The organism is Pseudomonas sp. lyk4-R2A-8 (assembly GCF_030209095.1).
Lineage (GTDB): Bacteria > Pseudomonadota > Gammaproteobacteria > Pseudomonadales > Pseudomonadaceae > Aquipseudomonas > Aquipseudomonas quebecensis.
Genome location: NZ_JARVSS010000013.1, coordinates 13,545 through 34,238 on the forward strand (window position 1 = coordinate 13,545; position 20,694 = coordinate 34,238).

Here is a 20,694-nt window from a genome sequence, read left to right on the forward strand (position 1 = left end):
CGGTTCAGCGGTATTGGGCAAACACACCGGCGACGGGTGCCGTCGACTCGCGCAACACAATGCTCGGCGTCACGATACGTTGATCGATCGGCAGTTGAGGGGTTGCGATCCGTCGCAGTAAAAGCTCGGCGGCCGTCTCGCCCAATTGCACGATGGACTGCCCCACCGTGGTCAGCGCCGGGTAAACGTAACGGCCCATTTGAATGTCATCGAAACCGATCACCGACAGCTCGCCGGGCACGCGGATATTGCGTTCCGCCGCCGCGCGCAGCACGCCGAAACCGATCATGTCATTGCTGGCGAAAATTGCGCTGGGCGGCTTATCCGCCAGCAGTTGCACCGCGGCAGCATAACCGCCGGTGCTGGAGAAGTCGCTGTCGCGGACGCGCGCGGCCGGCACCTTCACGCCCGCTTCGTGCAGCGCCCGCTGATACCCTGCCAGGCGCATCTGCGCCACTCGGGTATGCGCCGGGCCACCGATACAGGCAATGTCGCGGTGCCCCAGCTCAAGCAAATGGCGAGTGGCCAGGTAAGCGCCCTCCTCATGGTCGATACGCACCAGATCGACGTCGATGCCATCCAACGCCCTGTCGACAATCACCATGGGCGTGCGCACCGCGCTCAAGCCTGCGGCAAGCCCACTGTCATCACCGCCTACGGACGTCACGATCAAGCCGTCGATTCTTTTTTCCAGCAACACCCGCAAATAGTTGCGTTGCTTTTCAGCGTTGTCGTCGGAGTTGCAGAGAATCACGCAGTAACCGTTACGCTCGCAATAATCCTCGATGCCACGGGCCAGTTCCGCGAAGTACGGGTTGAGGCTGTTAGGCACCAACAGGCCGATGGTAGCGGTGGTCTTGGCCTTGAGCGAACGCGCGACGGCACTGGGCACATAGTCGAGCTGCTTGATCGCCGCTTCGACCTTGAGACGCACCGGCTCGCTGACCGGGCGCGTCTTGTTCACCACATGGGACACCGTGGTGTAGGAAATACCCGCAAGTGCTGCCACATCCTTGATCGTTGCCATGGCTTAGCCTCGCCGACTGGCGCGCTGGCTGCGGTAGGTATCGAGGATCACGGCGATCACGATCACGGCACCGGTGATGATGCGTTTAGTCGGCTCGGTGGCGCCGATCTGCGCCAGGCCGGCAGCCAGGACCGAGATGATCAAGACGCCAAAGAACGTGCTGATCACCGAACCGCGCCCGCCCATCAGGCTGGTGCCACCGATCACCACCGCCGCGATTACTTGCAGCTCCAGGCCGGAACCGGCGTTCGGGTCCGCCGCTTCCAGGCGCGAAATCTGGAACAGCGCGGCCACGCCAGCCAGCAGGCCCATAAGGCTGAATACCAATATTTTGTAGGGCTTGGGATTGATCCCCGCCAGACGCACCGCTTCTTCGTTGGTGCCGATACCGATCAGGTAGCGACCGAATACCGTGCGCGTTAAAACCAGTTGCGCCGCAATGATCACCAGCAAGGCGATGATGAACGACGGTGAAATACCAAAGGCAATCGGGTTGGACAGCCAGGCGAACGAGTCACCGATGTAGGCGGTGCGTGAACCGGTCATCTGGTACGCGACGCCGCGGGCCATTTCCAACACACCGAGGGACACGATAAACGACGGAATGCGCCAGGCCACGGTGATCGAACCGGTGAGCGTGCCGGCCAATGCGGCGCAACCCATGCCCAGCACGGCGGCCGGCAAAACGCTCCAGCCCCAGCTGAGGATCGCCACACTGACCGCCGACGCCGCCAATGCGAGCACCGAGCCAACCGACAGGTCGATACCGCCGATGATCAGGATAAAGGTCATGCCCACCGCCAGCACCATCAGGTCCGGAATCTGGTTGGCTAACGTGCTGAACGTGTCGTAGGACAGGAAGTGATCGCTCAGCACCGAGAACAGCGCAATCATCGCGAGCAAGGCTCCTGCCAGGCCCAGGTAAGTCCCCAGGCCATAGAAGTTGCCGCCGGTTTTACCGGGAGAAATAGTTGTTTTCATGGGGTATCCCTAAGCACTGCATCGTTGAGCAGCGCATCACGTTTCTGATAGCCGGCAAAGGCGGCGGCGAGCAATTCGTCCTGGGTCCAACTGTCGCGCTCAAACGTGTCGATCAGGCGCCCGGCGGACAGCACGCCGATGCGATCGCAGATCAGCATGAGTTCACGCAGGTCGCTGGACACTACCACGAGTGCCTTGCCCTGGCGGGTCAACTCGCCGAGCAAAGCGTAGATGTCGAACTTGGCGCCAACGTCTATACCGCGCGTGGGCTCGTCGAACAGCATCACCGAGCAGTCGCGCTCCAGCCAGCGGCCGATCACCACCTTCTGCTGGTTGCCGCCGGACAATTGCGACACCAGTTGCGCCGGGCTGGAACTGCGGATGCGCATGGCATCGATCTGACGCTTGGCCAGGGCGGTTTCATCGCGGCCATTGACCACGCCACCTTTGGAAATCTCCGGCATATTGCCCAGGGCAATGTTCGCGCTGATGGACTGGGTCAGCAGCAGACCTTCGCCCTTGCGGTCCTCGGTGATCAACGCAATGCCATGGCCTACCGCATCAACCGGTGAACGAATGCTCACCACCTGGGCCGAAGTGCCCAGGGCTACAGTGCCGCTGTCGGCCTGGTCGGCGCCGAAGATCAAGCGCAGCAATTCAGTACGCCCGGCGCCGATCAGGCCGGAAATGCCATAGATCTCACCGGCACGTACCTCGAAAGACACATCGCGGACTTTGTCCGAGCGGGTCAGACCTTTGACCGTCAGCGCCGGACCGCCGATGGTACGGGGCCCCAGGTCGATGTGCTCGCCCAACTCGCGACCGACCATCAACGTGACCAGTTGCTCGCTGTTGTAGTTGGCCATCGGCTCGACGCACACCAGTTTGCCGTCACGCAATACCGCGATCCGCTGGGCGACCCGGGCCAATTCTTCCAACCGGTGCGAAATGTAGATGATCGCCACGCCACGGGCCTGCAGACGCGTGATCTGTTCAAACAGCATCTCGACTTCGCGGGCGGTGAGCATGGCCGTGGGCTCATCGAGGATCAGCACATGGCAGTCACCGATCAGGTTGCGCGCGATCTCGACCATTTGCTGGTGGCCGATGCCGAGGCTGCCGACCAGGGTGTCCGGATCAATGGCATCCAGGCCGACCTGGGCCATGGCCTCGATCGCCGCCTTGCGCAATTGCTTGCGGCTGATCCAGCCACCGCGGCTGGGCAGCTTATGCAAAAACAGGTTTTCGGCTACGGTCAGGGTCGGCAGCAGGTTGAGCTCCTGCATGACCATGCGCACACCCAGCGCCTCGGCTTGGGTGCGGCTGGCCGGGCTGTAATCCTGGCCGTTGAACTGCATGTGCCCGGTGGTCGGTGTGACCAGCCCGCCGATAATCTTCGACAAGGTACTTTTGCCTGCGCCGTTTTCACCGGTCAGTGCCAACACTTCGCCACGATTGAGCGTCAGGGTGATGTCGGCCAGCACAGGCTGGGCATAGGTCTTACCGATACCGCTGACCGAGAGGACAGCGTTCGGGGCGGAAGATGACATAGGAAAATCTCCAGGCGTCCGCCCGGGGCGAGCGGACGCTGTTTGGGTGCTGCCAGGATTACTTCTTGAGGACGAGTTCGACCGGGGTTTCGATCACGCCATCTTTGGCATCGACTTTCTCACCCTTGACCAGCTTGAGGGCGTTCTGGATACCGAACACGGCTTGCTGGGCAGCCGCCTGGTCGGCAGTGGCCAGCACGCGACCGTCCTGCAGCATCGGCTTGATGGCTTCGATATTGTCGTAACCCACTACCAATACCTTGCCCGCCTTGCCCGCCGCACGTACGGCAGAAACGGCGCCCAGGGCCATGTTGTCGTTACCGGCCAGCAGAGCCTTGAGGTCAGGGTATTCACTCAGCATTGCAGATGCGACTTTCTGGCCCTGGTCGATCTCCCAGTTACCCGATTGGGTGGAAACGATCTTCATGCCCGCGGCATCCATCGCGTCCTTGAAACCGGCGGTGCGCTGCTGCGCATTGGTGGTGGTCGGGACCCCTTCGATGATCCCGACCTTATCCCCGGCGGCCAGTTGCTTGGCCAGGTAGTCGCCCACCAGTTTGGCGCCCTTGCGGTTGTCCGGACCCACGAACGGGATGTCGAGATTTTTGCCTTTCAGCACATCCGGATCAAGGCGGTTGTCGATGTTGACGACCTTGATCCCGGCGTCGGAGGCTTTCTTCAGGACCGTGACCAGCGCCTTGGAGTCAGCAGGTGCAATGACGATGGCGTTGACCTTGGAAAGAATCATCTGATTGACGATGTCGATCTGCGCCGACGTATCGGTCTCGTTCTTGATCCCGTTGGTGATCATGTCGAAATCGGCGGCGTGGGTTTTCTGATAGTCCTTGGCGCCTTCCTGCATGGTCACGAAGAATTCGTTGGCCAGTGACTTCATCACCAGGCCGACCTTCGGTTTGGCGGCGGCGTCATCGGCAAATGCAGAGGAGAGAGGTAAAGCAGCGGATGCGGCAGCAAGCACAGCGATAGCAAGAAGACGTCCAGCAAATGGCAGCTTCATGGGGTCACTCCGATCTTATGATTATTGTGAGCAACGCTTGCTCCGAAGAGGGCTTCGGCAGCTACCCACCCGGGCGGCTGATACGAGCTGTCACGGCGAACCTTGGGTAGCGTGAAACATCTCGCAAACGTTTGCGTTATCCAAACTATGAGAACCTTGTGGAAATTTGTCAACGGGTGAACGATGTCTTTCATACCCCCCTGTTGGACGTGATCGGCGCAGGCCGCGCCAACAGCATTAAATAACCTTCTTGATTCTCCGTTATCTGAAACGAGGTGTGTACGGGTGATCAAGGAGGTTTCCGTCATGATTTTCGGACAACCGAACGCCTGGGCAGCACGTTGTTCGGAAAGCCGGACAGCTGAAGAAGCCGGTTCATTTGCAGAACGAAATAACGCCTTATTAATCATAAAGTTATTTTAAAACCCAGGCACGCAGCCGGCCTGGTACAGATCCTGCTCCTACGCAGTACCTCGCGGCATTCAGCATCGCCCGAGTGTTCTGGATGAACCTGCTACAGCACTCATCAACATCAGAGAGAAAAATAATGAAATCTGCACTGAAGAACTTTGTTCCGGGCGCTTTGGCCCTCCTGCTGCTGTTCCCTGCCGCCGCCCAGGCAAAGGATGTTGAATCCAAGGCCAAGCTATCCAACGTAGTGATACTTGCCACCGGCGGCACCATCGCCGGCGCGGGCGCCAGCGCCGCCAACAGTGCCACGTACCAGGCGGCCAAGGTCGGCATCGAGCAATTGATTGCCGGTGTTCCTGAGCTTAGCCAGATCGCCAATGTGCGCGGCGAACAAGTGATGCAAATTGCGTCCGAAAGCATCACCAACGAAAACCTGCTGCAATTGGGTCGCCGCGTCGCCGAACTGGCCGACAGTAAGGACGTGGATGGCATTGTGATCACCCACGGCACCGACACGCTGGAAGAAACTGCCTACTTCCTGAACCTGGTGGAAAAGACCGACAAGCCCATCGTAGTGGTCGGCTCCATGCGCCCGGGCACTGCCATGTCGGCCGACGGCATGCTCAACCTGTACAACGCCGTGGCCGTTGCCGGCAGCAAAGAGGCACGTGGCAAAGGCGTGCTGGTAACCATGAACGACGAGATCCAATCGGGTCGCGATGTCAGCAAAATGATCAATATCAAGACCGAAGCGTTCAAAAGCCCATGGGGACCATTGGGCATGGTGGTTGAAGGTAAATCCTACTGGTTCCGCCTGCCGGCCAAGCGCCACACCATGGACTCTGAGTTCGACATCAAAACCATCAAGAGCCTGCCCGACGTCGAGATCGCCTACGGCTACGGCAACGTGAGCGACACCGCCTACAAGGCCCTGGCCCAGGCGGGCGCCAAAGCCATCATCCATGCCGGTACCGGCAATGGCTCGGTGTCTTCCAAAGTGGTGCCGACTCTGGTGGACCTGCGCAAGCAAGGCGTGCAGATCATTCGTTCATCCCACGTCAACGCCGGCGGCATGGTGCTGCGTAATGCCGAACAGCCTGATGACAAATACGACTGGGTGGCTGCGCTTGATCTGAACCCGCAGAAAGCGCGGATTCTGGCGATGGTCGCCCTGACCAAGACCCAGGACAGCAAAGAGCTGCAACGGATGTTCTGGGAATATTGATTCCTGACCACCTGCTGTAGGAGCGAACTCGCTCCTACAGTGCCTTCTCCGCTTCCCTATTAAATATCCCGAATTGCCGTCAGACGAGTTTCTTGAAGTTTAAGCAGTTGCGAAATTGCCTACAGTTAAATACTGTATGCACGTACAGCTTATCAAGGAATACTCCGTGGCTAAATCATCCGCCGTGCCAACCCTACCTGACGCCTACGAACGCCTGGCCGTTCGCGTGCAAAAGATCATCAACTCCACCCAGGCCCAGAAAGCCAAAGCCGCCTTGATCTTCCGCCTGGCGGACGAACCCGAGGACGAATGGCAGCGCTTGCTGGAAGAAATCGCGGAGAACGATAACGTCACCCTCGCCTACCGCGACGACGGCGGCGTGCAGATTTTCTGGGTTGTGCCGAAGGAAGATTGATTCAATGCGCGTCCGTTTCATTGCCCTGTGCTGCCTGTTGCTTACCGCCACTGTCCAGGCTCAAGCGCCACGTACCTTCAGCGAAGCCAAGAAGATCGCCTGGAAGCTCTACGCCCCCCAATCCACCGAGTTTTACTGCGGCTGCAAGTACACCGGCAACCGCGTGGACCTTAAAGCCTGCGGCTACACCCCGCGCAAGAATGCCGGTCGGGCCGCGCGTATTGAGTGGGAACACATCGTGCCGGCCTGGCAGATCGGGCATCAGCGCCAATGTTGGCAGAACGGCGGGCGCAAGAACTGCACGCGCCATGACGAGGTGTTCAAGCGCGCCGAAGCGGATCTGCACAATCTGGTGCCCAGCATCGGCGAGGTCAATGGTGACCGGAACAACTTCAGTTTCGGTTGGCTGCCGGTGCAACGCGGGCAGTACGGCTCATGCCTGACCCAGGTGGACTTCAAGGCCAGGAAAGTCATGCCGCGCCCTTCGATACGCGGAATGATCGCACGCACCTATTTCTACATGAGCAAACAGTATGGCTTGCGCCTGTCAAAACAGGATCGCCAGCTCTATGAAGCCTGGAACAAAACCTACCCGGTACAAGCCTGGGAACGCCAGCGGAACCAGACCGTGGCGTGCGTGATGGGGCGCGGCAATGAATTTGTCGGCCCGGTGAACCTCAAGGCCTGCGGCTGAACAGGGGCGGGAATCCCGCCCGATCAACCGGTTACTGGGCGGCCTTGTGCTCCACCACTTGGGACTCGGTGTCGTTCTTCTTGGCCCGTGCGAGCTTTTCGGTGAGCAGCGCCTGCTTGGCTTCGGCCTCGGCCCTGGTCGCGAAAGGCCCGAGGAATACCTCGTCCTTGCCGTCCGCTTTCACGATATAAAAATTGAAACCATGTTCCAGCAACCAGGCGGTAAGGTCGGTGATCGCCTGCAGCTTATGGTCCGGCGGGCCTACCCGCACATCCCACTCCTGAGCAGCAATCGTACCGGCCTGTGGCTGGCTTTCGGTCACGGCGGGCTTGGCCTTGGGGGCATCGACGGGTTTGCCTTCGCCACAACCGGCCAGCGCCAACACCGCCATTGCCATCGCTACTTTACGCACTGCCCTGCTCCTTTAAGGATTAAAGAGGCGACTTTATCATTCACTGTCTATTCTGGCCGTCATAAACGTCAGGTTAAACAATGCGAATGATGTATCGCAGACCTGTATGATGCCGTCATGGGAATTAATAGTGCCTCTATGCGTCCTAAAGAGGCAGTCACAGGGAAGCGCTTAGCATTAAGCTACAAACATCCGACACCTGCCCTGTCTGAAACATGTGTCCTTAAAAGTAATCAAGGAGAAGTCCATGCTTATACTCACCCGCAAAGTCGGTGAAAGCATAAACATCGGTGATGACATCACGATCACCATTCTGGGCGTGAGCGGCCAGCAAGTACGAATCGGCATCAACGCACCTAAAGACGTCGCCGTGCATCGCGAGGAGATCTACCAACGTATCCAGGCCGGCCTGACTGCCCCGGACAAAAACCAGACGCCTTGAAACGCCCTCAGTAGCCAGCCCATTCATTCACGGTGAAGGCTGGCGAAAACCTCTCTGCACGGCCCGTGCTCGGGCGTAGCCGACATCGCCGTCCCCTTCTATCGCACAACAAGATGAAACTGTCCCACGGCCTGGAACTTGTTGCGTTATTGACAGCCGAAACTGCTGACTGACATCCACCATCCGTGTCCACTCAGGAGCGCGTTGATGAGGCCTCGCACCGCGGCGCCATTTTTCTCCAGATCCTGGCTGATCGCTCTGCTGATCGGTCTGGCCTTCGTGGGCCTGGAACTTGCGCTGCGGTTTGAAATCGCCGGCAGCGACCCCGCCGATCAACACCCGGCGCTGGACCTGACGCTGCTGCTGTGCGGCTATCTTTTCATGTTTTGCCTCAAGCCCATCCAGAAAACCGTGCACCATCGACTGTGTCGACGAAGCGCTGGAAAACCTGCGCGCTGACGGTCACCAACTGGCTAGCAGATTGCCGGTATTTACAGCGCCGCAGCAGTCCTTATGCTTGGTGTGTTTGATACGTCAGTAAGGGCTTTGAAGCCGATGGATAGCCTCAGTAAATCCGAAATCGAATCCGCCCTGGCAGCCCGCCTGCCCAGCTATTCGGTCACCTGCACCCTGCATACTGACGGCACATTATCCGTGGTACTCAGTGGCCCGGAGACCGACCACTTCGCTATCACCGGAATCGTACGCTCGCACTATCGCGGCGCCGAAGCGATTGCCCGGCTTGCCAACGAAATTCTGCGCGAGATGGTGCTGTCACGACGCGGCATGCGCAGCGAACGCAGGCATGCACCGGCTGCTCGGGCCGCCTGGCAGGAAGGCCAAGACCGCTAGGCCGTTGGTCCTTTTGCTTCAACCCGCCTTGTGGACCAATGTCAGCAGCCCGTCAGCGCTGCATCGGACCTGTAACTTGCCATACCCATCGATCGTTGGATGCGACGTCTCCATCGGTTGGAGGTGCGTCGACGTCACCACCATCACATCCGCCCCCGCCGCCTCACCGGCACGAATACCCACTGTCGCATCCTCGAACACCAGGCAATCTTGAACCGGAACGCCCAAACGCTGCGCCCCCAGCACATAACAGGCTGGATCAGGCTTACCCAGCGCAACATCCTCTGCCGTCACCATCACCGTCGGCGGTGTAATGCCCGCCGCTTGCAGCCGGCGCAACGCCAGCTCCCTGGGTGCCGACGTCACCAACGCCCATTGATCGGCAGGCACGCCGGCCAGAAACGCCCCGGCACCGGCAATCGGCACCACGCCGCGCACATCATTGATCTCGGCGTCGGTAATCCATTGCGCTTCAGCCTCCGGATCGACGCCGGGCAAGGCTTGGCGCGTGATGGTGTCGATCGCGCGAGCGCCGTGAATGGTGGTCAAAAACGCCGCCACGTCCAACCCGTGGCGCTCGGCCCACAAACTCCACACACGCTCGGCGGCGGCAATGGAGTTGAGCAGCGTGCCATCCATATCGAATAGAAAGGCACGGTAAGGACGGGCAAATACGCTTGAACCTGGGGTGGACACGGCGTGAGTTCCTCATGGGCTGTAACAATCATCGAGCGTCGCAATCTACGGATGAACCGATGGCTTGTAAACGTCATCGGTGCCCGGACCAAGGCCGGCGGGATGCGAGGTTTTATGACGAACTTGTCATCATCCTGTTGGCCGGCTGTTTGGGCCGCCTGGTTACCGTGAGCGCACTGCCACGGTCCGGCACCCATCCTTCTGAGAGAGTCTTTATGAAACTGTTTATGCTTGGCGCCGCCGCCCTGTTTATAACCACCTCGGTCTTCGCAGCCGACAACACCTCCGTGATTCACGATACGACCGGTTTCTACGTGAACCTGGATGTCGCCAAAGTATTGTCGAGCACCGATACCTACGCGCAATGCGGGGTGGTCCCGGCGCAACTGCGCTATCTGGATCACCAGGGTCGCGAACATGTGCTGGACTATCGAGTCCTGGCCATCGGTTGCCCCAATGACAATTGATCGGATTACACTGGCGCGACGCATTGAACCCGAGCCCTTCCCATGAACATCCTTGTTGTAGAAGACGAACCCAAGGCCGGCAATTACCTGCTCAATGGCCTCCAGGAACTGGGCTATTGCGTCAGCCTTGCGCGTGATGGCGTGGACGGCTTGCATCAGGCGCTGGAAACGCCGTTCGACGTCATCGTCCTGGATGTGATGATGCCGAAAATGGACGGCTGGGAAGTGCTGCGCCGCCTGCGCAAGGAGACCGATACACCGGTACTTTTCCTGACGGCCCGTGACGATATTGCCGACCGCATCAAGGGCCTGGAACTGGGTGCGGACGATTACCTGATCAAGCCGTTTTCCTTTGCCGAGCTGGTGGCCCGCCTGCGTACCCTGACCCGGCGCGGCCCGATCCGAGAAGAAGATCAGTTGCAGATCGCCGACCTGCACATCGAAGTGCTCAAGCGCCGTGTCACTCGCGACGGCACACGCATCACCCTGACCAACAAGGAGTTCGCCCTGTTGCACCTGTTTGCCACGCACCAGGGCCAGGTGCTCTCGCGCTCGCTGATCGCCTCGCGGGTATGGGACATGAACTTCGACAGCGACACCAATGTGGTGGATGTCGCGGTGCGCCGCCTGCGCCTGAAAATCGATGACCCGTTCCCGCTCAAGCTGATCCACAGCGTGCGCGGCATCGGCTACCGCTTCGATACTCAGCCATGATTGCTCGCCGCCATTATTCGCTGACGCTGCGCCTGGCCCTGGTATTCGCCCTGCTCGCGTTTGCCCTGCTGGCCACGCTGGGCGTGGCGCTGTACCGCGAACTGGAGCGCGAGTTGATCCGCCGCGACGACGCCGCGCTGATATCGCGGGTAGACCAACTGCGCAACCTGCTAAACGACAGCAACACCCTGGAACTGATCAAGACCAAACCGGAACTGTTCCAGAACATGCTGGGCAATCGCGAATCGGTGTTGAGCATCGCCGCGCCCGGTCAGAAACCGCTGCTGCTGGTAAACCCCGCCAATATCGACTTACCGACGGTCAGCCCCGTCCCCAAAGGCCACGTCCTGGACCTTGCCGACGTGCACCATCTGCCCGGCGTCAACGGCGTGCCGTTCGCCACCCTCGCCGCCTCTATCGACTCCGGCGACTTGGGCAGCCTGCAGGTTACCAGCGGGCGCCTGATGACCGAGCGCACCGCCGTGCTCGCCAGCTATCGGCTGAGTGTTTATATCCTGGCGGGCATCGCCGCACTGGTCCTGGCGCTGGCCGGGTACCTGCTGGTGCATCGCGGCCTGCTGCCGTTGCGACGCTTGGCACGGCATGCCCAGGGCATCGGTGTCGGCAACCTGGCCGAACGCCTGGACAGCCATGGCGCGCCCAAAGAACTGCTGCCGATGATCGACGCCTTCAACACCATGCTTGAACGCCTGGCGAAGGGCTTTACGCAATTGAGCCAGGTGTCAACCGACATGGCCCACGAACTGCGTACGCCGATTAACAATTTGCTGGGGGAAACCCAGGTCGCCCTGCACCAGCAACGCAGCGTGGACAGTTATCAGCAACTGCTGGCCTCGAATGTCGAAGAACTTGAACGCCTGTCGCGGATGCTCGACAACATGCTGTTCCTCGCCCGTACCGACCCGGCCAGCGCCCTGCGCCAACGCCAGGCACTCAGCGCTGCGGACGAAGTAGAACGCATCGCGGACTATTTCGAGGGGCTGGCGAGCGACCGAGGAATGCGCATTCTGGTGGAAGGCGAAGGCGAGATATGGGCTGAACCCATGTTGCTGCGGCGCGCCCTGGCGAACCTGTGTGCCAATGCAATCAAGTATGGGGCGGCCCATTCAGACTTGCGTATCGAGGCAATTGCCACGACTGCAGGGCTCAAGCTGCGGGTCAGCAATCACGGCGAGACGATTGCGGCCGAACACCTGCCGAGGCTGTTCGAACGGTTTTACCGCGTGGACGAGTCGCGGGAACGTTCGGCTCATTCCAATGGGTTGGGTCTGTCGATCGTGGCGACCATCATGCAACTGCACAATGGTCGCTACAGCGTCAGCAGCCAGGACGGCGTGACGTGTTTCGAGCTGTTTTTCCCCAAACGGGAAGACGCCTGATCAGTTGAACGCGCCATTGAGGACTTCGTAGATGATGCCCGAGGCAATGGCCACCAGGATCAAGTCAGTCCCCGCCTGCTGCCATTCGTAGCCATCGTAATGCGGCAATTGGCCGAGTAAACGGCCATCGAGTTTTTTCGCGATACCCGGCGGCAGCGGTTTGCCGCGCGCCAGGTTCTTCTGAATACCCGGCGGCAAAGCAGGGCCTGGGCGCCAGTAATCGCGATAGCCTCCCAGCACGTTCAACACCCCGCTGCGATCAACGCTGGGGCCGTGAGCGCCCGACGCGCCTTTGCCCTTGGGCTGGTCATACCCCTGCCCACCGGGATTGTTGCCTTTTCCGTTGCCGCCGCCCTTGCCGTTTCCGTGGCCATTGCCGGGATCGGCCAACGCCAGGCCGCTGCCGGCAAACAAAGCAAGCGCCAGCACGACGGACACGCCTTTAGAAGAGTTGGTCATGGCAGGTTTTCCGAGACAGGAAGGTTCCTGAACTGTAGTCGATATCAGCCCGTGGCGCACTGCACCCGGCGCGCTGCGATCAGCTCACCTGACCGCCCGCCTCCAGCACATCCACCGAGGTCTGCCAGGCCGCCGTCACTGCCACACGCAGCCCTTCAATCATGCTCGACAGCGGCATGAACGGCTCGCTTGCTCCTGGCAAGCGCGGTACATGAATAAACCCACTGCGCACCGCCGAGCCGGCGAGCTTGTGCTGCAAGTGATAAAACACCTGATTGCAAACGAACGTGCCCGCGGTGTGCGACACCGAAGCAGCCACGCCCGCCTCGCGCACTGCCCGCACCATCGCCTTGATCGGCAACGTGGTGAAATAGGCCGCCGGGCCATCCACTACCACGGCGGTGTCGATCGGTTGGGCGCCGAGATTATCCGGGATACGCGCATCGTTGAGATTGATCGCCACCCGCTCAATAGAGATATCGCTGCGCCCAGGCCCCAGTCCCGTGGCGATAACCATTGCCGGACGCAGTTCGTCGAGCATCTGCATGAGGCACGCCGGCGCCGTGGCAAATGCGCAAGGCAGCCGACGCGCCACAATGCGCACATCGTCGCTCAGCAACACACCGTCCAACTGGCGCACCGCTTCCCAGGACGGGTTCACCGGGTCTTGATCAAAGGGTTCAAACCCCGTCAGCAGCACAGTGTGCATAGTGGCCTCACATCAACAGATAAAGCAGGACGATATTGACCACCAGCATCATCAAGGCAGTCGGCAGTTGCGCTTTGATCACCGCGTTCTTGTCCGGCAGTTCCAGCAAGGCCGCAGGGACGATATTGAAGTTGGCGGCCATCGGGGTCATCAGCGTACCGCAATAGCCGGAGAACATGCCGATGGCCGCCATGACCGCCGGGTTGCCGCCGTACACCCCCACCAGCACCGGCACACCGACGCCGCCGGTCATCACCGGGAACGCGGCGAAGCCGTTACCCATGATCACCGTGAACAATGCCATGCCCAACACGTAGACCATCACCGCCACCAACTTGAAATCCAGGTTGATATAGGTGGTGGTGACATGGGCGACCGCCGTGCCCACACCGGCCTCGTTGAACAACAGGCCGAGCATTGCCAGCATCTGCGGCAGCACCATGGCCCAGCCCAGGGCTTCGGTCAGGCGCCGCGACTCGCGCAGGGCTTGCACCGGCGTATCGCGTGTCAGCCAGCACGCCAGGCCGAGGGCGATCAAACAGCCGATACCGAGAGAAACAAAGGTCGTGTTCTTCGGGTCCAGCAACGGCACGCCGCCGATCTCGGCGTGCTTGAGCAGGACCGAGCCGATCAACGTGGTCAGGGGGATGGCCAACGCGGGGATAAACAACTTGTGCCCCAGGCGACCGGCACTCGCGCGGCTGGCCTTGTCGTGCAACTGCGCATGCGTGCCACGCCCCACGCCGCCGAAACCGGCGATCAACGCCATCACCACCACGCCGGCACCGACCACCACCGATGGCAGCCGCTCGCCTACCAGGAACGGAATCGCGAACAGCAGCCAGAAGAGCGCGCTGGACCAGCGCTTGGGGTGGCTGCGGTCCAGCACAATCATGCCTGCGGTGATCAACAGCAAGACCCCGGCCAGCCAGTACAGGTATTGAATCGAAATAATCATTGCACCGCCTCCACGGCCGTCGCGGTGGGCGTCAGCTCACGGGTGAGCCGTCGATCGAAGCGGTGCAGCCGGATCGCATGCACGATAAATGCACAGATCGCCGTAGGAATGCCCCACACCGCAATGTGCAACGGCTCCACATCGATCCCCGAGCCCAGCAGGAACGTGTGCATCAGCGCGATGGCGCCAAAGGCGACGAAGATGTCTTCACCAAAAAACAGCCCGACATTGTCCGTCGCCGCACACATGGCGAGCACTTTATGGCGCACCTTGTCCGGCAGTTTGCCGTAGCGTTTTTCCGCCGCGCCTTCGGCCATCGGCGCCAGCAGCGGGCGCACCATTTGCGGATGCCCGCCCAGGCTGGTCAAGCCCATGGCCGCCGTGGATTCGCGCACGAACAGATAGATGATCAACAGGCGCCCGACCGTGGCGCGCTGGAACCGTGCTATCCAGTTCTGCGCATGCAAACGCAGCCCGTGGCGCTCCAGCAGGCCGATAACTGCCAGCGGTAACAATAGAATCAATTGCAGGGCACGGGTCTGAAGGAAACCATCACCCATAGTGGCGAGGATTTTTTCCAGGGGAAAGTGGGCCGCAAGCCCCGTGGCGATGGCAGCGGCGGTCACTACCAGCAGCGGATTGAAGCGCAAGACAAAGCCAACCACGATGACAAGTACGCCGATCAACGGCCATAGGTTCACAACAGTCTGCATGACGATGAGGTCCTTTAAATGCGCGCTGCGGCGCCATTACAGCAGGATGTGAACAAGGCGTTCACAGCAAGAGGTGGCGTGCAGTCGGCTCGGTTTTTTATTGTTGACCCGGAAGGTCGAGCGTCAGTGGCGGCAACTTTGCTGCCTGGGGGCGGGGGTGTCCAACAAGAAAAATTGTTGCTGCGATCCAATAAATTTTGTGGGTATCGAAGGCGATGGGGCGCGCCGGCGGCAGCGCCCCCTACACCAGGGTCAGCTCACGCCATTGGGGCCATCGAGCACGTACCTGACCTTCTTGGCCAGCACGTTGGGCAAGCAGGGCTTGGAGATCACTTCGAACTCCGCGCCGCCCAGGTCGGTACGTTCGATGGCGTTTTCCGCATAGCCGGTGGTCAACAGGATTTTCATATCGGGGTACAACTGGCAGACCTCTCGCGCCAGCATCACGCCGTTCATGCCGCCGGGCATGATCACGTCGGAGAACAGCAAGTCGTAGCGCTCCTCCCTGGCCAGCACCTCCAACGCCTCCGCAGCGCCGTAGGCGATGGTGGTGTGGTAGCCGTAGTCTTCCAGCACCATGCGCGCCAGCTCAGCGACATCCGGGCGGTCCTCGACGATCAGGATGCGTTCCGAACCGCTGCGTGCTTCCGACACCTTGGGCTCTTCATGGGGCGACACGCCGGCTTCGTCGGCCGGAAAATACAGGCGCACCGTGGTGCCCAGGCCCTCCTCGGAATAAATCCGCACTGCGCCGCCGGACTGCTTGGCAAACCCGTACACCATCGACAAACCCAGCCCGGTGCCCTTGCCTTCATCCTTGGTCGTGAAAAACGGGTCCATGACGCGCGTAAGAATACTCTCGGACATGCCGCAGCCGTTGTCCGTGAGGGCCATGCTGACATAGCGGCCCGGCATCAAGCCGTCGTAGGACATGGAGCTCAGTTCACGCACTTGGATGTTACGCGTTTCGATGGCCAGTGCCGGCTGATCACGGTCCACCAGCGCGTCACGCGCATTGATCACAATGTTGAGAATCGCCAGCTCGGCCTGGGTCGGATCGATGCGGCAGTTCCATAGGTCGGTTTGCAGGTCGGTACGAAAATCAATGTTGTCGCCCATGACCCGCTCCGCGGAGCGCCTGGCCAAATCGACAAAATGATTAAGGTTGATCACTCGTCCCTGCAGCTTTTGCTTGCGGGAAAACGCCAGCAGTTGCTGGGTTAGCGTGGAGGCTTTCTCCACCGCGCCTTTGGTCATGCTCAGGCTGCGAATCACCCGGCCTTCGTCCAGCACCGGCTTGCGCACGGCACGGTCAACCATCTCCACGTAGCCGCCGATGACCTGCAACAGGTTGTTGAAGTCGTGGGCGATACCGCCGGTGAGCTGGCCCAGCGCCTCCATTTTCTGCGCCTGGCGCAAAGCATCTTCCGCGTCGCGACGACGACTGACGTCCAGCTGCGAAGCGAAGAAGTACATCAATTGATTGGATTCGTTGTACACCGGCGAAATGAACAAAGCGTTCCAGAACGTCGAACCGTCTTTGCGATAGTTGAGCAACTCGACCGAAATATCTTCTTCTTCGTTGATGGATTGCTTGATCTGCGCGACGACCTCGCGATCGGTGTCCGGGCCTTGCAGAAAGCGGCAGTTGCGCCCGTAAATCTCGTCGGTGCTATAACCCGTCATGTCCAGGAACGCCTGGTTGGCGAATATGATCGGGTTATCTTCGCGATTGGGGTCAGTGACGATCATAGGCATGCGGGTGGTGCCGACGGCGGCGAAGAAAATGTTCTTACCCGCCGATGTGATATCACCGGTTTCAGAGTTATCCACGCGGGTGTGGAGGTCTTTGGGTTGATGAGTCACGGGGGTCGATCCTGTCGGCTTGATAGAGGAGAAAACGGACTTCCTGCCTCATAGACAACCGGAATTAAAAAATAGTTTGGCGCCCCCGTGGCTCCGTTGCTACCTCACTGCTTTGCGCTCAGCTCAAGCGGTGGTGCTGACCATCGAGCCCTTCCCGCTGCCGCTTTCATCCATGACCGCCTGCAATAGAGCCCCAGTGACCGTCTGCAACGCCGCGCTGATGGTCGTAATCTGCGACTGAGCCGCTGCGACAGCCACGGCCTTGGCCTCTTCACTCTGTTTACTGGCCTGAGCTCTCTGCAACGCCTGCTGCGCCTCCAGAAGCTGCTCTTGCAACTGCTCGATCTGTTTTTTCAATTCCTTGACCCGGTCGGACTCCTGCGGGCCGGATGAAGCCTGGTCCGCGCCGCCTGCGGCAGCGGCGCCCTTGGCGCTGGGGTCCATGCGGATAGTCAAGGCGCCGGTGCTTTCGTTCTTGGTCGTCTCGCTGGTGATGGACGTGGTCTGCGGGACGACTACGGAGGTGGAATTACCAACGTTGGTAAGCATGTCGAGTATCCAATAACGAGGTAGTGCTCACGTTATCGGCTGGTCTACCCAGCACTTTAGTCTGGGCGTCGATTTGCGTTGAAGTAAATCCAGGGCAACAAAAAAGGGCCCACCTTTCGATGAGCCCTTCTAGACCGCCCAGCAGAGCGGATTTTGTTTGGTAGGCGCGATTGGACTCGAACCAACGACCCCCACCATGTCAAGGTGGTGCTCTAACCAACTGAGCTACGTGCCTGCTGTGAGGCGGCATTCTACGGAATTCCAAAGGGGTGTCAACATCTTTTTTGCAGCTAACCCTATGAATATGCGAATTTTTTATTGAAGCGCGCCCTGCCCGCTTTTTTTGCATGGCTGGCGGCCGATTTTCAACTCGGGTAGGATCGGCGCACTCGTAAAAAATATAAAACAGAGGTTCCAGGATGGCGAACACCCCCTACCCCCAGTCGTATTACGCCGCTTCCGCTAACGCCGTTCCACCTCGCCCCGTGCTGCAAGGCGAGATCGAAACCGATGTGTGCGTCATCGGCGCCGGCTATACCGGCCTTTCCAGCGCATTGTTCCTGCTCGAGAACGGCTTTCGCGTGACGGTGCTGGAGGCCGCCAAGGTGGGGTTCGGCGCCTCGGGTCGCAACGGTGGGCAGATTGTTAACAGCTACAGCCGCGATATCGACGTGATCGAGCGCAGCGTCGGCCCCAAGCAGGCGCAGTTGCTGGGGCAGATGGCGTTTGAGGGAGGCCGGATCATTCGCGAGCGGGTAGCCAAGTATCAAATCCAGTGCGACTTAAAGGACGGTGGCGTTTTCGCGGCACTCAACGGCAAGCACATGGCTCACCTGGAATCGCAAAAACGCCTGTGGGAGCGCTACGGCCATACGCAATTGGAGCTGCTCGACCAGCGTCGTATCCGCGACGTGGTGGCCTGCGAGAACTATGTGGGCGGTTTGCTGGACATGAGCGGCGGCCACATCCATCCGCTGAACCTGGCACTCGGCGAAGCCGCTGCGGTGGAATCCCTGGGCGGTACGATCTACGAGCAATCAGCCGCCGTACGAATTGAGCGCGGCGCGAACCCGGTGGTGCACACGGCCGAAGGCAGAGTCAGGGCCAAGTTCATCATCGTCGCGGGGAACGCCTACCTGGGTAACCTGGTGCCGGAGCTGGCGGCCAAGTCGATGCCGTGCGGCACCCAGGTCATCACCACTGCACCGCTGGGCGATGAGCTGGCCAAGTCGCTGCTGCCGCAGGATTACTGCGTCGAAGATTGCAACTACCTGCTCGACTACTATCGCCTGACCAGCGACAAGCGCCTGATCTTCGGCGGTGGCGTAGTGTACGGCGCGCGTGATCCGGCCAATATCGAGGCCATCATCCGACCGAAGATGCTCAAAGCCTTCCCGCAACTCAAAGACGTGAAGATCGATTACGCCTGGACCGGCAACTTCCTGCTGACGCTGTCGCGCCTGCCTCAGGTCGGGCGACTGGGCGACAACATCTACTATTCCCAGGGCTGCAGCGGTCACGGGGTAACGTACACGCACTTGGCAGGCAAGGTACTGGCGGAGGCATTGAGAGGTCAGGCCGAGCGTTTTGATGCGTTTGCCGACCTGCCGCACTATCCGTTTCCGGGCGGGCAGCTGTTGCGCACGCCTTTTGCCGCACTGGGGGCGTGGTATTACGGGCTGCGGGACAAGCTGGGCTTCTGATAGACCACTGGAGCCGGTTCGCCGGCTTCAGCTTCAGTACGCGTTTCAAATCGCACAAACAAAAAACCCCGGTCTTTCGACCAGGGTCTTTGCTATCGAATCAAAGCAACGTTGAGTTTGCTTCGTGCTCCAAGGCGTTCAGTGGGCCTTGGGGCAGATATGGCGCAGCGGACGGGACTCGAACCCGCGACCCCCGGCGTGACAGGCCGGTATTCTAACCGACTGAACTACCGCTGCGTATCGCTTGACCGGTTGAACACACACCTCAACCACGTCGTTAACTTCTGATCAATCAACCTGGGCTGTTCGATCTCAGGCCCGAAGTATCGAACCTGGAAAATATGGCGCAGCGGACGGGACTCGAACCCGCGACCCCCGGCGTGACAGGCCGGTATTCTAACCGACTGAACTACCGCTGCGCGTCGGTGCAACCTTTAACGTTGCGTCCTGCCCGAAGGCAAAACTCTCAAGAAGTGGTGGGTGATGACGGGATCGAACCGCCGACCCTCTGCTTGTAAGGCAGATGCTCTCCCAGCTGAGCTAATCACCCTTTGCTTCGTTGAGGCCGCGAAATTTACGCAGGTAGCCGACCTAAGTCAATAGCCCGCTTGAAGTTTTTCCGAAAAAGACAAAATGGCTTCAAGACAGGCATGCGCCCTACTCGCTGTAAATCATCTTCTTGCTCATGCCACCGTCCACGACGAACTCTTGCCCCGTCACGAATCCGGCCTGGCGCGACAGCAGCCACGCCACCATCGCCGCCACATCCTCCACCGTACCCACTCGACCGGCCGGATGCTGGGCATGATCGGCGTCATTTAACGGTTCGGCGCGCCGCGCTGCGGGATCACGCGCATCAATCCATCCCGGGCTGACGGCATTGACCCGCACTTCCGGCCCCAGGCTGATGGCCAGCGCGTGAGTCAGCGCCAGCAGCCCGCCCTTGCTCGCCGCATAGGCTTCACAGTCCGGTTCCGACTGCCGCGCACGGGTCGATGCCAGGTTGACGATCGCACCACCGTGGGCACGCAGGTAGGGCGCACAGTGCTTGGCCAGCAGCATCGGCCCGCTGAGGTTAACCGCCAGCACACGATTCCAGTACGCCAGATCCAGGCTTTCCAGCGTGATGTTATGCGGGTCGGCAACCGCCGCATTGCACACCAGCGCATCCAGGCGCCCGAATTGTCCGAGCACTTCGGCAACCCCTTGGGCGACCTGTTTTTCGTCCGCCACGTCCATGCTGATAAACCAGGCATTGTCGCCCAGCACCGTGGACACTTTGGCTCCACGCTCGCGATCCAGGTCGGTCAATACGACCTGCCAACCCTCGCTGATCAACCACGCCGCAATGCCCAAACCAATGCCACGCGCCGCGCCGGTCACCAGGGCAACACGACCGTTACTGGCGACCGCAGCTTCCATGGACCACTCGA

Annotated in this window: 23 protein-coding genes and 4 tRNA genes; 10 read left to right on the forward strand and 17 right to left on the reverse strand. The window is 60.1% G+C overall.

From position 1 onward, the window contains the following. Window positions 1–4: 4 nt before the first annotated feature. Genes QRN10_RS14020 through QRN10_RS14035 form a run of 4 tightly spaced genes read right to left on the reverse strand, consistent with a single transcriptional unit; the run spans window position 5 to window position 4,576 of the window. Window positions 5–1,027, reverse strand: coding sequence for a LacI family DNA-binding transcriptional regulator (locus QRN10_RS14020; protein ID WP_285428574.1), 1,023 nt, complete (start codon window positions 1,025–1,027; stop codon window positions 5–7). 3 nt (window positions 1,028–1,030) lie between these two features. Continuing rightward, the gene (locus tag QRN10_RS14025; protein ID WP_253508512.1) at window positions 1,031–2,008 is read right to left on the reverse strand and encodes an ABC transporter permease; all 978 of its coding nucleotides are present in this window, start codon (window positions 2,006–2,008) and stop codon (window positions 1,031–1,033) included. Continuing rightward, the gene (locus tag QRN10_RS14030; RefSeq protein WP_266246133.1) at window positions 2,005–3,558 is read right to left on the reverse strand and encodes a sugar ABC transporter ATP-binding protein; all 1,554 of its coding nucleotides are present in this window, start codon (window positions 3,556–3,558) and stop codon (window positions 2,005–2,007) included. The genes QRN10_RS14025 and QRN10_RS14030 overlap by 4 nt, the downstream gene beginning before the upstream one ends. A 58-nt stretch (window positions 3,559–3,616) precedes the next feature. Next, entirely contained in the window at window positions 3,617–4,576 is a 960-nt protein-coding gene (locus tag QRN10_RS14035) for a sugar ABC transporter substrate-binding protein (RefSeq protein WP_253508516.1), read from the reverse strand. A gap of 547 nt (window positions 4,577–5,123) precedes the next feature. Between QRN10_RS14035 and QRN10_RS14040 the strand changes: the two genes are divergently transcribed. The 3 genes from QRN10_RS14040 (at window position 5,124) to QRN10_RS14050 (ending at window position 7,321) form a co-directional block, all read left to right on the forward strand. Beyond that, window positions 5,124–6,212, forward strand: a complete 1,089-nt coding sequence (locus tag QRN10_RS14040; RefSeq protein WP_181081239.1) for an asparaginase — start codon at window positions 5,124–5,126, stop codon at window positions 6,210–6,212. Window positions 6,213–6,378: 166 nt separating this feature from the next. After that, on the forward strand, window positions 6,379–6,627 hold the full coding sequence (locus tag QRN10_RS14045; RefSeq protein ID WP_181081238.1) for a DUF1654 domain-containing protein: 249 nt from the start codon (window positions 6,379–6,381) through the stop codon (window positions 6,625–6,627). 4 nt (window positions 6,628–6,631) lie between these two features. After that, window positions 6,632–7,321 carry an endonuclease gene (locus tag QRN10_RS14050; RefSeq protein ID WP_181081237.1) on the forward strand — a complete coding sequence of 230 codons (690 nt, stop codon included), beginning with the start codon at window positions 6,632–6,634 and terminating at the stop codon, window positions 7,319–7,321. Between the two features lie 31 nt (window positions 7,322–7,352). Here the strand turns inward: QRN10_RS14050 and QRN10_RS14055 are convergent, their stop codons facing one another. Next, window positions 7,353–7,733 carry an SPOR domain-containing protein gene (locus tag QRN10_RS14055; RefSeq protein WP_181081236.1) on the reverse strand — a complete coding sequence of 127 codons (381 nt, stop codon included), beginning with the start codon at window positions 7,731–7,733 and terminating at the stop codon, window positions 7,353–7,355. A gap of 247 nt (window positions 7,734–7,980) precedes the next feature. On the opposite strand from QRN10_RS14055, the gene csrA reads away from it, so the two are divergent. The 3 genes from csrA (at window position 7,981) to QRN10_RS14070 (ending at window position 9,027) form a co-directional block, all read left to right on the forward strand. Continuing rightward, window positions 7,981–8,175, forward strand: coding sequence for a carbon storage regulator CsrA (csrA, locus tag QRN10_RS14060; RefSeq protein ID WP_003192511.1), 195 nt, complete (start codon window positions 7,981–7,983; stop codon window positions 8,173–8,175). Window positions 8,176–8,382: 207 nt separating this feature from the next. Next, window positions 8,383–8,634 carry a hypothetical protein gene (locus QRN10_RS14065; protein ID WP_181081235.1) on the forward strand — a complete coding sequence of 84 codons (252 nt, stop codon included), beginning with the start codon at window positions 8,383–8,385 and terminating at the stop codon, window positions 8,632–8,634. A 96-nt stretch (window positions 8,635–8,730) separates the two neighbouring features. Continuing rightward, window positions 8,731–9,027 carry a DUF1652 domain-containing protein gene (locus QRN10_RS14070; RefSeq protein WP_253508518.1) on the forward strand — a complete coding sequence of 99 codons (297 nt, stop codon included), beginning with the start codon at window positions 8,731–8,733 and terminating at the stop codon, window positions 9,025–9,027. An 18-nt stretch (window positions 9,028–9,045) separates the two neighbouring features. On the opposite strand, the gene QRN10_RS14075 is transcribed toward QRN10_RS14070, so the two are convergent. Then, window positions 9,046–9,723: an HAD-IA family hydrolase gene (locus QRN10_RS14075; protein ID WP_181081233.1), complete on the reverse strand. Its 678-nt coding sequence runs from the start codon at window positions 9,721–9,723 to the stop codon at window positions 9,046–9,048. 215 nt (window positions 9,724–9,938) lie between these two features. Between QRN10_RS14075 and QRN10_RS14080 the strand changes: the two genes are divergently transcribed. From QRN10_RS14080 to QRN10_RS14090, 3 genes are read left to right on the forward strand one after another with little or no spacing between them, the layout of a single operon-like run. Beyond that, window positions 9,939–10,190: a DUF2790 domain-containing protein gene (locus QRN10_RS14080; RefSeq protein WP_266246139.1), complete on the forward strand. Its 252-nt coding sequence runs from the start codon at window positions 9,939–9,941 to the stop codon at window positions 10,188–10,190. A gap of 42 nt (window positions 10,191–10,232) precedes the next feature. After that, window positions 10,233–10,904, forward strand: a complete 672-nt coding sequence (locus QRN10_RS14085; protein WP_181081231.1) for a heavy metal response regulator transcription factor — start codon at window positions 10,233–10,235, stop codon at window positions 10,902–10,904. After that, the gene (locus tag QRN10_RS14090; protein ID WP_266246141.1) at window positions 10,901–12,304 is read left to right on the forward strand and encodes a heavy metal sensor histidine kinase; all 1,404 of its coding nucleotides are present in this window, start codon (window positions 10,901–10,903) and stop codon (window positions 12,302–12,304) included. The genes QRN10_RS14085 and QRN10_RS14090 overlap by 4 nt, the downstream gene beginning before the upstream one ends. On the opposite strand, the gene QRN10_RS14095 is transcribed toward QRN10_RS14090, so the two are convergent. The 7 genes from QRN10_RS14095 to QRN10_RS14125 all read right to left on the reverse strand — a co-directional run bounded on the left by QRN10_RS14095 (window position 12,305) and on the right by QRN10_RS14125 (window position 17,793). After that, window positions 12,305–12,763, reverse strand: coding sequence for an anti-virulence regulator CigR family protein (locus QRN10_RS14095; RefSeq protein WP_253508524.1), 459 nt, complete (start codon window positions 12,761–12,763; stop codon window positions 12,305–12,307). Window positions 12,764–12,842: 79 nt separating this feature from the next. Then, on the reverse strand, window positions 12,843–13,472 hold the full coding sequence (gene pcp, locus QRN10_RS14100) for a pyroglutamyl-peptidase I (protein WP_285428576.1): 630 nt from the start codon (window positions 13,470–13,472) through the stop codon (window positions 12,843–12,845). A 7-nt stretch (window positions 13,473–13,479) separates the two neighbouring features. Continuing rightward, complete coding sequence (locus QRN10_RS14105; protein WP_285428577.1) at window positions 13,480–14,430, reverse strand: DUF979 domain-containing protein; 951 nt, start codon at window positions 14,428–14,430, stop codon at window positions 13,480–13,482. Further along, window positions 14,427–15,143 (reverse strand): DUF969 domain-containing protein, encoded by a 717-nt coding sequence (locus QRN10_RS14110; protein WP_253508528.1) that lies wholly within the window; start codon window positions 15,141–15,143, stop codon window positions 14,427–14,429. The genes QRN10_RS14105 and QRN10_RS14110 overlap by 4 nt, the downstream gene beginning before the upstream one ends. A 252-nt stretch (window positions 15,144–15,395) precedes the next feature. After that, window positions 15,396–17,009 (reverse strand): histidine kinase famiy protein, encoded by a 1,614-nt coding sequence (locus tag QRN10_RS14115; RefSeq protein ID WP_253508529.1) that lies wholly within the window; start codon window positions 17,007–17,009, stop codon window positions 15,396–15,398. Window positions 17,010–17,132: 123 nt separating this feature from the next. After that, a complete protein-coding gene (locus QRN10_RS14120) occupies window positions 17,133–17,558 on the reverse strand; it encodes a hypothetical protein (protein WP_181081224.1) in 426 nt (141 codons plus the stop codon). Window positions 17,559–17,716: 158 nt separating this feature from the next. Then, window positions 17,717–17,793 (reverse strand) — tRNA-Val (locus tag QRN10_RS14125). A 184-nt stretch (window positions 17,794–17,977) separates the two neighbouring features. Here QRN10_RS14125 and QRN10_RS14130 point away from each other — a divergent pair. Then, window positions 17,978–19,261 (forward strand): NAD(P)/FAD-dependent oxidoreductase, encoded by a 1,284-nt coding sequence (locus QRN10_RS14130; RefSeq protein WP_181081658.1) that lies wholly within the window; start codon window positions 17,978–17,980, stop codon window positions 19,259–19,261. 160 nt (window positions 19,262–19,421) lie between these two features. On the opposite strand, the gene QRN10_RS14135 is transcribed toward QRN10_RS14130, so the two are convergent. The 4 genes from QRN10_RS14135 to QRN10_RS14150 form a co-directional block, all read right to left on the reverse strand. Further along, a tRNA-Asp gene (locus QRN10_RS14135) sits at window positions 19,422–19,498 on the reverse strand. A gap of 105 nt (window positions 19,499–19,603) precedes the next feature. Continuing rightward, a tRNA-Asp gene (locus tag QRN10_RS14140) sits at window positions 19,604–19,680 on the reverse strand. 55 nt (window positions 19,681–19,735) lie between these two features. Continuing rightward, a tRNA-Val gene (locus tag QRN10_RS14145) sits at window positions 19,736–19,811 on the reverse strand. Between the two features lie 107 nt (window positions 19,812–19,918). After that, on the reverse strand, window positions 19,919–20,683 hold the full coding sequence (locus tag QRN10_RS14150; protein WP_181081659.1) for an SDR family oxidoreductase: 765 nt from the start codon (window positions 20,681–20,683) through the stop codon (window positions 19,919–19,921). Window positions 20,684–20,694: the final 11 nt, after the last annotated feature.

Coding starts and splice junctions, on each gene's coding strand:
- QRN10_RS14020 (WP_285428574.1), bottom strand. CDS start 1,027: ATGGCAACGATCAAGGATGTGGCAGCACTTGCGGGTATTTCCTACACC.
- QRN10_RS14025 (WP_253508512.1), bottom strand. CDS start 2,008: ATGAAAACAACTATTTCTCCCGGTAAAACCGGCGGCAACTTCTATGGC.
- QRN10_RS14030 (WP_266246133.1), bottom strand. CDS start 3,558: ATGTCATCTTCCGCCCCGAACGCTGTCCTCTCGGTCAGCGGTATCGGT.
- QRN10_RS14035 (WP_253508516.1), bottom strand. CDS start 4,576: ATGAAGCTGCCATTTGCTGGACGTCTTCTTGCTATCGCTGTGCTTGCT.
- QRN10_RS14040 (WP_181081239.1), top strand. CDS start 5,124: ATGAAATCTGCACTGAAGAACTTTGTTCCGGGCGCTTTGGCCCTCCTG.
- QRN10_RS14050 (WP_181081237.1), top strand. CDS start 6,632: ATGCGCGTCCGTTTCATTGCCCTGTGCTGCCTGTTGCTTACCGCCACT.
- csrA (WP_003192511.1), top strand. CDS start 7,981: ATGCTTATACTCACCCGCAAAGTCGGTGAAAGCATAAACATCGGTGAT.
- QRN10_RS14065 (WP_181081235.1), top strand. CDS start 8,383: ATGAGGCCTCGCACCGCGGCGCCATTTTTCTCCAGATCCTGGCTGATC.
- QRN10_RS14070 (WP_253508518.1), top strand. CDS start 8,731: ATGGATAGCCTCAGTAAATCCGAAATCGAATCCGCCCTGGCAGCCCGC.
- QRN10_RS14080 (WP_266246139.1), top strand. CDS start 9,939: ATGAAACTGTTTATGCTTGGCGCCGCCGCCCTGTTTATAACCACCTCG.
- QRN10_RS14085 (WP_181081231.1), top strand. CDS start 10,233: ATGAACATCCTTGTTGTAGAAGACGAACCCAAGGCCGGCAATTACCTG.
- QRN10_RS14090 (WP_266246141.1), top strand. CDS start 10,901: ATGATTGCTCGCCGCCATTATTCGCTGACGCTGCGCCTGGCCCTGGTA.
- QRN10_RS14095 (WP_253508524.1), bottom strand. CDS start 12,763: ATGACCAACTCTTCTAAAGGCGTGTCCGTCGTGCTGGCGCTTGCTTTG.
- pcp (WP_285428576.1), bottom strand. CDS start 13,472: ATGCACACTGTGCTGCTGACGGGGTTTGAACCCTTTGATCAAGACCCG.
- QRN10_RS14105 (WP_285428577.1), bottom strand. CDS start 14,430: ATGATTATTTCGATTCAATACCTGTACTGGCTGGCCGGGGTCTTGCTG.
- QRN10_RS14110 (WP_253508528.1), bottom strand. CDS start 15,143: ATGCAGACTGTTGTGAACCTATGGCCGTTGATCGGCGTACTTGTCATC.
- QRN10_RS14120 (WP_181081224.1), bottom strand. CDS start 17,558: ATGCTTACCAACGTTGGTAATTCCACCTCCGTAGTCGTCCCGCAGACC.
- QRN10_RS14130 (WP_181081658.1), top strand. CDS start 17,978: ATGGCGAACACCCCCTACCCCCAGTCGTATTACGCCGCTTCCGCTAAC.
- QRN10_RS14150 (WP_181081659.1), bottom strand. CDS start 20,683: ATGGAAGCTGCGGTCGCCAGTAACGGTCGTGTTGCCCTGGTGACCGGC.